This is a genomic window from Chryseobacterium urinae, from assembly GCF_030518295.1.
In the GTDB taxonomy this organism is placed as follows: Bacteria; Bacteroidota; Bacteroidia; order Flavobacteriales; family Weeksellaceae; genus Chryseobacterium; species Chryseobacterium mucoviscidosis.
Window position 1 is genome coordinate 54,754 of sequence record NZ_JAULSJ010000023.1, and the last position, 12,268, is coordinate 67,021.

Here is a 12,268-nt window from a genome sequence, read left to right on the forward strand (position 1 = left end):
TTTGTTTTAAATAATTTGATTATGAATGAATTTGGTCGTAATTATTATATTTTGTCTTGCTTTAAAATAAAATATAAATTAAAAAAGTAAGAAATAGTTTAATCTCTATGTAGTGATTTGAATAATGGACTTAAAAAGACTTAAGTATAATTACAATAAAAGCAAGCTCAGGTGAATAGATGATGTTATTATTGGATAATTTATACATGATAAGCTGTGCAAAGAGCTGTTTTTTTGGTCAGTGATTCCTCATAATCATTCTTAGTAACAAAATGTGAAATCTCCCCAGAAAATGCTGTAATTTCTTATATAATATAGTTTTAAGCATAATAAGATTTATAAAAATATAAATGATATTTTACATTCAAGACTAAACAAAAACCACAGAAAATTTCTGTGGTCTGTCTGGTTATATAATTTAGTTAAGGTTTACTTTATGCCCTGAGTTACCATTTTATTAGAAACTACCGAATAAACACAGCCTGTTGTCTTTAAAGTAACCGTAATGGTTGCAGGAACCGATCTGTACGCTGTGTCACCATACGGTTCAACAATATTACCGTTAGAATCTTTTAAAGTTTTTCCTTTCACGGTATACGTCATGGTTGCAGTTCCGGTGAAGCCGCTTGAAGGATAGAAAGTTACAATTCCTGTACTTTTATTATAGCTCCATGTTCCCTGCGGAGTTACTTTTTTGCGGTATAAAGTAAGATCGGTATCACTTGTCTTTGTAAAGCTGAATGTCGTTTTATCAATATTGTTTTTATTCCCTGTAGGCGGAGTTGTAATACTGATGGGACCTTTGTAGGCAATATCGTTATCCAAAACCGGGATCGAAACCGGCTGAAGCTTACAGGTTGTTGCCACATCATCATTTGTAACAGCGGAATAGGGAAGTGTTAATTTCACATTTCGGATAATATGCTGTTGATACGCTGCTCCGGTGGATGCCGCAAAACCAAGTTTTAAAACCGAAGGTACTGCAGCATTTAAAGTCTGGTTTGTAGCCGCGCCCTCAGTATCGGAACTGTTAAAATCTGTTACCGCAGGATTGGCATTTTCACTGTACGGAAGCGATGTTTTGTAATGATAATAATTAATAATATTAATTGGTGTTCCGTTTTGTGTGGTCTGAATATCCACTTTTATATCAAATCCGTCTGTAGTAGTTGCCGTTACAAAATGAGGAATCAGATCCAGATATACTTTTCTGAATTCTCCACTTCCGTTTCTCAGATCAAAAGTAGAAGCCAGTGTATTGGTGGTTGCAGCATACGATCTGTCTGCCTGTAATATTCTTCCTACCGTTCCTGTATTGCTTAATGTAGATCGGGTTACCAGAACCGGATATCCTGTGTAACCATCTCCTAAACCATTGCTGTTGATGGCGGCTCCTCTTGCTCCTCTTAAAGTAACGTGACTGGATCCCTGGCTCCATGTTACTCCGGCAATACCGTTAACTCTGGATTCTCCCTGAAAACGTTTGGATTTAAAATTTCCGAATTCATCCAGCGCAATTCCGAGATACGCTCCCGATAAACCGGGTTTTCTGAATGAAGCATAATCATTTTTTGCTCTGTTATAAGCATATCCCAAACCTGCACCGGAAGATCCGATTGTAGGATTGGTGACAGAACCGTCGTACAGGAAAAAAGATAAACCGTCACCATATGAACCGCTGAACGCAGCACCGGATTTCATATCGTATTCAAACTCTACGTGTAAACCATTTACCGAAGTAAAAGTTCTGCCGTTAATAAACAATCCTCCGAACTGACTTGAGCTTGCCGGCGTAAGCTGTACTCCTGTTGCAGTATGAGAAGCATTTCCCTGTATGGTAAGCTCGGATGCCGAAGAAGCATTCATTAAAGAGCTTGAGTAAGAATAAAATCCGTAAATACTCGCAACTTCAGTACTGTCTGTCTGTGCGTACACGAGACTTGTAAGCAAAGTAAAGATAAGGCTCATCCATGACAGCCCCTTGAAATTCTTTTTCATGATGTTTTACTTATTTTACGACAAAAACAATGTTAATAAAAGAAGCAGGTGTAGCGTTTGCCAGTACATCATAATTTAAAACTCCCGTACTGCTGATACTGTTAATCCTGAATACAGTAGAATCATATCCTGTTACATAATAATAAAGATCCGTTGCGTTAGGAAAAAAAGGAATGGTTGCCGGAGCCGAAGTACTTCTTGCATTGGAAGGAATATTCGAAAACTGATTTTTATACAATGTGTATAAATCTTTCGTTTGTCCGGCAGCGATGGTAGTCGTATCAAAAACAACACTCGGCATATAGAAAAATCTTGCGGAATAAGGAGATAGACATACCCAATCCGGAGATGCCGGAGTTCCTACATTCTGGCTGATACATTTTTTGTTGGTATCGAAAATAACCAGTCCTGTTGCAGGATTGGTAACCAAAGAAAGATTACTGATTCTGGGAAGTAAAAGTCCCTTTGAATTACTTGAAATGTCTAATGAAGAGCTCGGATCGGGTGAACTTGTGTTAATACCGACTTGTGCAGTAATGCCATAAGAGAGCATTACCAAAATTAGAGTGATAATTTTGTACATTTTAGAAATAATTTTTGTGTTCATACCATTGATAAGCTTTTTACCAATAGCTATTATTTGATTAGGTTTTTTTATGTGTTTTTTTATTTTGTAAACAGATTCAATGGATCTATTTACAGCTATAACTTTTTATTTTGGTAATTAAATTATGAATAGAGTGTTGTGTTTTTTTATTTAATAAAATAATATTTATCTTATGATTTAATGGAAGTTTACTCTTCGGTAGTATATTTTGCAATGATACAAATCTTATAAATGATCATTAAAAATATTTGCAAATATACTAATATTTTATTTCAAAAAATAATCAAAGTACAGAGATACAATGATTTTATTCACTGATTCGGGATTAAAAGTGAAATATTTTCAATATTTACAGACGATTACGATAAAAAAATATTTTCTTTATCTGTATGTTAAAATTGTATTAAAATTTTTCTTAACATAAAAAAGCACGCTTAAAAAAGCGTGCGGGTGAATATGTAATGTTTATTATTTGAGTATCTTATGCTTCACAAGCGGTGCAGGTAACAAAGTTTACCATCATTTCTTTAGAAACAGAAGAACTTCTTTGATAATAAAGGGTTTTTACACCTTTTTTCCATGCTTCGATATAAAGATAGTTCACATCTTTTACCGGCATTGTAGAAGGGATCTGCAGATTCAGAGACTGCGCCTGATCAATGTATTGTTGTCTTTGGGCTGCCTGAGAAATAATCTCCATCGGAGAAATTTCCTTGAATGTTTTAAACACTGCTTTCTCTTCATCCGTTAACTCCTTCAAATGTTGTACCGAACCGTGATTCAACATGATCGTTCTCCACGTTTCTTCGTTATCAAGCCCTTTTTCCTCCAGTAATTTTGCAAGATATTTGTTCTTACGCATGAAGTTTCCTTTCGCAAGACCAGCTTTATAATAATTCGAAGCAAACGGCTCAATTCCCGGAGAAGTCTGTCCTAAAATCGCAGAACTTGATGTTGTAGGCGCAATTGCCATGGTTGTCGTATTTCTTAATCCGTACCCTTTCAGCAGTTCCGGCTCTCCGTAAATATTGGCAAGCTCTCTTGAAGCCTGTTCCGCCTGTTCTTTGATTCTTCTGAACGCTCTTGCATTGAATTGCGTAGCCTCAAAACTTTCAAAAGGAATCATATTTTTCTGAAGGTAAGAATGATATCCTAAAACTCCTAAACCAAGCGCTCTGTGACGCATTGCAAAGTTTCTTGCGCCCTGAAGATAATAATTTCCTTCTGTTTTGTCGATAAATTCAGATAAAACCGCATCTAAGAAGTAGATTGCTAATTTCACCGCGTCTGTATCTTTCCATTCATCATACAATTCTAAGTTCATGGAAGATAAACAGCAGATGAAAGACTCTTCTCTTGTTGAAGGAAGCATGATTTCAGAACAAAGGTTACTTGCATTTACAGTAAGTCCTAAGTCTTTGTAAACCTGTGGTTTATTTCTGTTAACGTTATCCGTAAAGAAAATATAAGGAAGCCCTTTTTGCTGGCGGCTTTCCAATACTCTTGCCCAGACTTTACGCTTTTCCATATCGCCATCGATCATATCCTGCATCCAGTAATCCGGAACGCAAACTCCCGTAAATAAATTCTGGATCGGACTTCCGATGTCTTTGATGGACAAAAATTCTTCAATATCTCCGTGGTCGATGTCTAAATAAGCTGCAAAAGCCCCTCTTCTTACGCCACCCTGAGAAACAACGTCCATTGCTGTATCAAAAAGCTTCATGAAAGAAACCGCTCCCGAAGATTTTCCATTGTCGGTAACCGCAGTTCCTCTGTTACGAAGTTCCCCGAAATATCCTGAAGTTCCGCCTCCGATTTTGGTCTGCATGATGACTTCGCCCATTTTGTGGGTAATTCCCTCAATGCTGTCCGGAATGTGAACATTGAAACACGAAATAGGAAGACCTCTCTGTGTTCCCATGTTTGCCCAAACAGGAGATGAGAAACTTATCCATCCTTTTGTGATCATTTCCTTGAAAGCAGGCTGAAGTTCCGGCTTATATAATCTTTTGGCAGCAGCAGTGGTAATTCTGTCGATGGCTCCGTCTACAGTTTCACCCTTCAGCAAATAACCTCTGTTCAGCATTTGCTCAGACTCTTCATTGAGCCACCATATATTTGTATTTTGTTCTTCCATGTTAAATTAATTAAATGAGTTAAAAAATAATTTTAGGAATGAGAGTAAATCTTTAAAATTTACAAGTGCTCCTGTTGATAGGATTGCAATTCCAATTCGCATTGGGGAAATTGAAATAGATAAATCTTTTAAGTTACCCCATTTCCCGATTTTAATTTTAACCATAATATTTATATGTAAAAAAATTATTCGAGATTGGTTTTTCTCAAACGCCAATTAAATTAATTATTTTTTGACTATTGGGAAATTTTCACTTTTTTCTCTTCTGTCACCCGGTTCTTGTGGTTTAGGTTTGGATTGAGGTTTTGGTTTAGAATCATTATTACTCATCTTGCAAGATTTATTGATGTGATAATTATAATATTAATAGTTGTAGTAATAAAATTTAAAATAATAAATTTTCTTGCTTTAAAAAGATTTTCGCTTCTTTTATCATTGATAATTGTTGCTTCGTCAGAATATTTAACAATTTTATTTTTAATAATTTCATCTATATCTATTTTTTCACTCTCATCAACACATTGTTTGTTGAAAATTTCAATATCTAGATATCTACTCATCAAATCGAAGTTTGGATAATCAAACCCTCTAAGAAAATTATTAACTGACTGGAAAATATAAAAACAAGAAAAAAGAATTAGTACTGAGCTGGTAATTAATATGAAAATAATAACGTAGTCTTTTAAATCCCACACTTCAGCAAAATTATGTTCTTTAATTATGTATGAGTTTAATCCAACAGATAGTGAACAAACTAAAATAGGAGAGTTTACAGCATTATCTAGTTCAACTCTTCTTTTTAATTCTCTTTCAAACTTATTTTTATAAAAATCTAGCATTCAATTTAAAACAAATCATTCGCCGTAATACTCTTATCGTGTTTCGTATAATCTACCGGTCTTTTTGCAAAGAAATCGTCCATAGAATTAGCGAAAACTTCCTCTTCGAACCAAACCATTGGTCTGTACTGTTCCGGAGTTACGTTGTATCTTGTTTTCATGTTGATCTTCTTTAAACTGTCGTCTACACGGTATTTCATGAAGTTTAATAAATCTTCTTTAGAAACATTGTCGATTTCACCCAGTTCAAAGATCCAGCTTAAAATATCACCTTCTCTTTCGATTGATTCATCAACCAAAGTATAAATATCTTCGATATCGCTGTCTGTTAAAAGATCTGGCTGTTCTTCTCTGATTTTGTTGATTAAGAAAATTCCTGCGTTCGCGTGAATCTGCTCATCTACAGAAGTCCATGCGATGATGTTGGAAACATTTTTCATAAACCCTTTAAATCTTGTGAAAGAAAGGATGATGGCAAATTGTGAGAAAAGAGAAACATTTTCTACCAGAATACTGAAAAGCAATAATGCAGAAACATATTCTTTCGGTGTTGCGGAGTTCGCGTGTCTTAAAGCATTTCCTAAGAATTCAATTCTGCTTTTTACGGCAGGAATTTCCACTACATTAAGGAATTCATCGTTATATCCCAACACTTCCAGCAATCGGGAATACGCTTCCGAGTGACGGAATTCGCATTCTGCAAAAGTCGCTCCCAAACCATTCAGCTCAGGCTTTGGAAGATGAGTGTACAGATTTCCCCAGAATGTCTTTACAGACACCTCAATCTGTGCAATGGCTAAAAGTGCATTTTTTACAGCGTGTTTTTCGTGCGGCTCCAACTGCGAATGAAAATCCTGAACATCTGCAGTAAAGTCCACTTCGGAATGTACCCAGAACGATTTGTTGATTGCCTCTACAAATTGAAGAACCTCAGGGTATTCAAATGGCTTGTAACTTACTCTTTTATCAAAAATTCCCATATTAAAAATGTCTTAAAAAATTAAAATAAATAGATCAATGTGGATAACGTTCAAAAAATAATCAATATTCTGATTTGGTGTAACTTATGTGTAAAAGTTATTAACCACGGAAGCGATTTATTTTTTGATCTGTGCAAGTACAAAGTTCGAAAAAAAGAACTGTAATAAAAAGGGCGAAACACTAATTCGTTGAGTTTTAGCCTTAAAAGTTTTCCACATTTACATGAAAGCCCCTTAAATATTGACTTACAAAGTATTATGTTAACAAAAACGTGATTATAGGCAGAATTTAATTAAACAAAAAAATAAAAAGTGCTTTGAATAAAGAGTTTATCTGTTAAACAATTAATTAAATAAAGATTTTTTCAATATTCGTAACAAATTAAAAATTCTGTCTACTTATTGGGTATAAAAAACATACACCGCTTAATGTTAGTAATTCAGGATTTACATAAATCATACGATACCGGAAAAAGTAAGCTGCACGTTCTCAAGGGAATTAATCTTACCATTTCCGAAGGCGAATTTGTATCCATCATGGGAAGTTCGGGTTCAGGGAAATCCACCCTTCTTAATATTATTGGTATTCTCGATGAAAAAGATTCCGGAACGTATGAGCTGGACGGAGTTCCTATTGAACATTTATCTGAAGTAAAAGCTGCCGAGTACAGAAGTAAGTTTCTGGGATTTATTTTTCAGTCTTTCAATCTTATCGGCTACAAAACAGCTTTGGATAATGTCGCGCTTCCGTTGTATTATCAGAATGTTCCGCGAAAAGAGCGAAATCAGAAAGCCATGGAATATCTGGAAAAAGTAGGGCTTGCTCAATGGGCAAATCATTTACCGAACGAGCTTTCCGGAGGACAGAAACAGAGAGTTGCCATTGCAAGAGCTTTAATTACCGATCCGAAAGTGGTGCTTGCCGATGAACCCACCGGAGCACTGGATTCCAAAACCACGCATGACATTATGAAGCTGCTTCAGGATATCAACAGCGAAGGAAAAACCATCATTGTTGTTACCCATGAACCTGATGTGGCAGCGCAGACAAAAAGAAATGTTGTTCTCCGCGACGGAATTATTGAAAGTGATGAGTTTATTAAACAGTTGGTGCTGTGAGGCAGGAGGCTGGAAGAAAGAAGTTTAATTAATAGAATAAATCAGCGGAAAGGCAGGAGAACCTCAATCATCCCGCTTCCCGCATCAAACCTAAGAATATGTTCGATTTAGATCGTTGGCAGGAAATATTCAGTTCTATTCGCAGTAATGTATTGCGAACGGTGCTTTCCGGTTTTACTGTGGCTTTGGGATTATTTATTTTCATTGTCCTTTTCGGAATCGGAACAGGGCTACAAAATGCTTTTACACAGGGTTTTGCAAGAGACGCCCAAAATCTTATTTCTATTGTAACAGGAAAAACGACGATTGCTTACAACGGTCTGCAGTCCGATCGTACCGTTACGATGAATAATGATGATTACGATTTTCTGGTGAATATTGATAAAGAAAAGGTAGGAAGTTCTACTCCGAGATACACCTCAAATTTACTGGTAAAATATGGCAAGGAAAGCGGAAATTATCAGATTAACGGAGCCAAACCCGAAGAGCAGATCATCGAAAACAGAAAAATGCTGGAAGGCCGCTATCTCACTCCGACAGATCTGGAAAGAAAGCAGAATGTTGCCGTAATTGGAAGAATGGTACAGCGTGACCTTATAAAAAACGGAAATCCGGTAGGAAAAGAATTGGACATCAACGGAGCCATATTTAAAGTAGTCGGAGTATTCTCGGACGACGGCGGAGACTGGGACGAAAGACATATTACAGTTCCGATCACCACTTTGCAGCAAATGAAGAAAGGTTCGGATACTGTAAGCATCAATTATATTGCATACAACGACAAATTAACACCGGAACAGGCAATTAAATATGGTGATGAATTAAAATCACGATTAAAAGCTCGAAAAAATGTAGCTCCCGATGACGAAAACGGAATCAGAGTCTGGAACAACGCTCAGAATATGAACGACACTTTCGCTTTCATGGCTGTACTTACAGGAATTGTCGGTTTCATCGGATTGGGAACTTTGGCAGCAGGAATTATCGGGATCAGCAACATTATGGTGTACATCGTAAAAGAAAGAACCAAAGAGATCGGAGTCCGTAAAGCAATTGGTGCAAAGCCCAAAAGCATTGTTGCGCTTATCGTTCAGGAAAGTGTGGTGATTACCGTAATTTCAGGATTGATAGGAGTGGGACTCGGCGTTCTGGCTTTATATTTAATCGGGGATAATCTGGAAGCATACTTCATTAAAAATCCAAGTGTAGGATGGGGACACATCATAGCCGCATTCATTGCACTGGTGTTTTCAGGACTGATTGCAGGATTTGTTCCCGCGTACAGAGCCTCAAAAATCAAACCTATTGAAGCATTGAGAACGGAATAATGAAAGAAAGTGAATGGTGAAATTTTGTTTAGCCAGTGAATTTAGCTATTGACATTATTAAAAGAAACAGACATTAACAAATGAACATTATATTTAAAAAAGATACTTGGCAGGAAATTTATTATTCCTTGAGAAATAATAAGCTTCGTACCTTCCTTACCATGATTGGAGTAGGTTGGGGTATGTTTTTGTATGTTAGTTTGCTGGGTGCTGCAAAAGGAATGGAAAATGGTTTTGATAAGCTTTTTTCAGGTTTCGCCACCAATTCTATTTTCCTTTGGGCGCAGAATACATCCATTCCTTATGACGGTTTCCCGAAAGGAAGACAGATGCATCTTAAACTTTCGGATATCGATATTTTAAAAAGAAAAATCACCGACATTGATTATATATCGCCCCAGAACTCAAGAGGAAGCTTTACCGGAACACCCGGAGAATTAATGTCCAGAAACGGAAAAAGCGGAACCTATTCTTTAACGGGAGATTACCCGGTAGGAAATAAAATTTCAGAAAAAAAACTGATCTTCGGAAGGTATCTCAATGACGCCGATGTTTCCGGGAATAAAAATGTAGCGGTAATAGGAGAAGAAATTTACAAGAACTTTTTCGATTCCAAAAAGAACGAAAATCCTTTAGGAAAATCCATTAATATAAAAGGAATTTTCTTTAATGTGATCGGAGTATTCAGAATCAAGAAAAACGGAGGTTTTGAAAATGACCGTTCGGTTTTCATTCCGTTATCCACCTACACAAAAATGTACAATGCGGCGGATAATATTGATATGTTCGCGATTGTAAGCAAACCGAATGTAGATGTAAATTCAGTAGAAGAAAAAGTAAAACAGGAACTGAAAGCCAAAAATAAAGTTTCGCCGGATGATACCAATGCCTTCGGAAGTTTTAATTTAGGCAAAGAATTTAAAAAACTGACGGGTTTCTTATCCGGAATGCAGTTGTTAACCATTATTGTAGGAACTTTAACCATTCTTGCCGGAGTTATTGCAATTTCCAACATTCTTTTAATTACAGTAAAAGAAAGAACCAAAGAAATCGGGATCAGAAGAGCTTTAGGAGCAAAACCTTCAGAAGTAAGAAACCAGATTCTTCTGGAAAGCGTGGTTATTACACTCTCTTCCGGGTTGCTCGGCTTTATTTTCGGGATTTTTGTTCTGATGATTCTCGATATTGCCACAAAAGGACAGGATTCCTTCCCGTTCTACAATCCTACAGTTAACTATGGAAACGTATTTGCTGCAATGGCAGTGATGGTGGTTTTAGGATTAATTATCGGAATGATTCCCGCACAGAGAGCTGTTAAAATCAGACCAATTGAAGCTTTACGAACTGAATAAAATAATTTAAATAAAAAAATAAACTATATATGAAAAAGAAATTCACTTGGAAAAAAGCCATTTATATCATTTTGGGGCTTTTGTTTGCAGTGGCGCTGTTCTCGGGGATCGGGTATCTTGTAAAGTCCAATTCTAAAGAGAGTGAGGCTTTCCTTACCAGAAAACCGTCTGTTCAGAATATGGAGGATAAAGTGATGGCAACAGGAAAAATCGTTCCCAAAGAAGAAATCGAAATCAAGCCGAATATTGCCGGAATTATAGATAAAATTTTGGTTGATGAAGGAGATAAAGTAGAAGTAGGGCAGTTAATTGCAACCGTAAGAATCGTTCCGAATCTTTCTGAGGTAAATAATGCGCAGCAAAATGTTAATAATCAGCAGCTTCAGATCAGCAATGCAAAACTGAATGTAGATAATATGCGCAAACAGTTTGAAATGCAGGAAAGGCTTTACAAGCAGGGAGTCGCTTCCAAACAGGAATTTCTCAATGCACAGCAACAGTTGTATTCTACACAACAGGCTTTAAGAAACGCACAGCAGCAATTGGTGACCGCTCAGAAAGCTTTACAGATCGCAAAAACGGGTTCTACTCCTGAATTGCAGGGCTTGGCAACAACCCAAATCCGTTCAAAAGCTTCAGGAACCGTTCTTGAAGTACCTGTAAAAGTGGGAAGTCAGGTTATTGAAGCCAACTCGTTCAACGCCGGAACTACCATCTGCTCCATTGCAGATTTGAATTCATTGATCTTTCAGGGAGAAATTGATGAAGCTCAGGCTGGAAAATTAAAGCAGGGGATGGATATGAATATCGTTATCGGTGCGCTTCAGAACAAAACCTTTCCGGGAAGATTAACCATGATCGCTCCAAAAGGAAAAGATAATAACGGAACCATTAAATTTCCTGTTGAAGGAGATGTTTTCAATCCGAATAATGAATACATCAGAGCAGGATTTTCTGCCAACGGAGAAATCGTTCTGAACTCCCAGAAAAATGCCTTGCTTTTAGATGAATCTTTAGTACAGTACGAAAAGAAAAACGGAAAAGACCTTCCTTTCGTTGAGGTGAAGCAGAAAGACGGTAAATTTAAGAAAGTCTATGTGAAATTGGGAGCGAGTGACGGAATCAATGTACAGATCTTATCCGGAATTGATAAAAACGCAGATGTAAAAGTTTGGAATCCTTCCGATAAAGACAAAGAAGAGCTAAAAGAAAAAGCGAAAAAATAGTAAACTGACACTATAAATTTTTTAAACTGTAAATCCCGGGAAACTTCTCGGGATTTTTTATTACGCATATTATATAGTAGAATTAAATTTGTAATTGTAGATTCTAATCGTATAATAAAGTCAATTTGTAAAATATATGACTATTATATATTAAAGATTATAGCTGCCATTTCACCCTTCATTTAGGTTTTCAAATAAAACTCAAGCATTAGTTTAAATTTTTCCAAAAATATTATTACAGTGTATCAGTATTTTACGTTTAAATATGAATTAAAAGTAAAATTAAAGTTAACAAAACTTGTTTTGCGTTACAATAAGTTGTTATCTTTGCCCCACTGAAAACGAGAATGGATCAGTAAGCGCAGAAGAGCTTTTAGACAAGCATATAATTTACGATTCCTGAAAAGAGGCGATACGTCTTTTTTAAGAGATTCTGATATTTTCCTTCATTATTTAAAAATAAAAAAAAACTTAAAATAAAACTTGCGGGAATAAAAAAGATCAGTATCTTTGCAGTCTCTAAACGGGGAAGCGCAGGAGTTAGAGATTGAATGGCAGAGAGGAGTTAAGGTTACAGAAAAAACTTTAAAATTTTCTTTCAAAACATTTGGTCAGATGAAAATAAGTTATTACTTTTGCACTCGCAAATACGAAACAAGAACGACAGAGAATTAGTTTT

At 36.2% G+C, this 12,268-nt stretch carries 9 protein-coding genes; 4 read left to right on the plus strand and 5 right to left on the minus strand.

What is annotated here, in order from left to right:
- Nucleotides 1-429: 429 nt before the first annotated feature.
- The 5 genes from QWT87_RS14660 to QWT87_RS14680 all read right to left on the minus strand — a co-directional run bounded on the left by QWT87_RS14660 (nt 430) and on the right by QWT87_RS14680 (nt 6,564).
- Nucleotides 430-1,998, minus strand: coding sequence for a hypothetical protein (locus QWT87_RS14660; protein WP_302716798.1), 1,569 nt, complete (start codon nt 1,996-1,998; stop codon nt 430-432).
- A gap of 10 nt (nt 1,999-2,008) precedes the next feature.
- A complete protein-coding gene (locus QWT87_RS14665; protein ID WP_228457537.1) occupies nt 2,009-2,605 on the minus strand; it encodes a hypothetical protein in 597 nt (198 codons plus the stop codon).
- Between the two features lie 481 nt (nt 2,606-3,086).
- Entirely contained in the window at nt 3,087-4,745 is a 1,659-nt protein-coding gene (locus QWT87_RS14670; protein ID WP_302716800.1) for a ribonucleoside-diphosphate reductase subunit alpha, read from the minus strand.
- 326 nt (nt 4,746-5,071) lie between these two features.
- On the minus strand, nt 5,072-5,584 hold the full coding sequence (locus tag QWT87_RS14675) for a hypothetical protein (protein ID WP_302716801.1): 513 nt from the start codon (nt 5,582-5,584) through the stop codon (nt 5,072-5,074).
- 5 nt (nt 5,585-5,589) lie between these two features.
- Complete coding sequence (locus tag QWT87_RS14680) at nt 5,590-6,564, minus strand: ribonucleotide-diphosphate reductase subunit beta (protein WP_076395970.1); 975 nt, start codon at nt 6,562-6,564, stop codon at nt 5,590-5,592.
- Nucleotides 6,565-6,993: 429 nt separating this feature from the next.
- Between QWT87_RS14680 and QWT87_RS14685 the strand changes: the two genes are divergently transcribed.
- The 4 genes from QWT87_RS14685 to QWT87_RS14700 all read left to right on the plus strand — a co-directional run bounded on the left by QWT87_RS14685 (nt 6,994) and on the right by QWT87_RS14700 (nt 11,589).
- Complete coding sequence (locus tag QWT87_RS14685; protein WP_076395968.1) at nt 6,994-7,683, plus strand: ABC transporter ATP-binding protein; 690 nt, start codon at nt 6,994-6,996, stop codon at nt 7,681-7,683.
- Nucleotides 7,684-7,781: 98 nt separating this feature from the next.
- A complete protein-coding gene (locus QWT87_RS14690) occupies nt 7,782-9,011 on the plus strand; it encodes an ABC transporter permease (protein ID WP_302716806.1) in 1,230 nt (409 codons plus the stop codon).
- Nucleotides 9,012-9,091: 80 nt separating this feature from the next.
- Nucleotides 9,092-10,363 (plus strand): ABC transporter permease, encoded by a 1,272-nt coding sequence (locus QWT87_RS14695; RefSeq protein WP_235129838.1) that lies wholly within the window; start codon nt 9,092-9,094, stop codon nt 10,361-10,363.
- Nucleotides 10,364-10,392: 29 nt separating this feature from the next.
- Nucleotides 10,393-11,589 (plus strand): efflux RND transporter periplasmic adaptor subunit, encoded by a 1,197-nt coding sequence (locus QWT87_RS14700; RefSeq protein WP_116097014.1) that lies wholly within the window; start codon nt 10,393-10,395, stop codon nt 11,587-11,589.
- Nucleotides 11,590-12,268 lie beyond the last annotated feature (679 nt).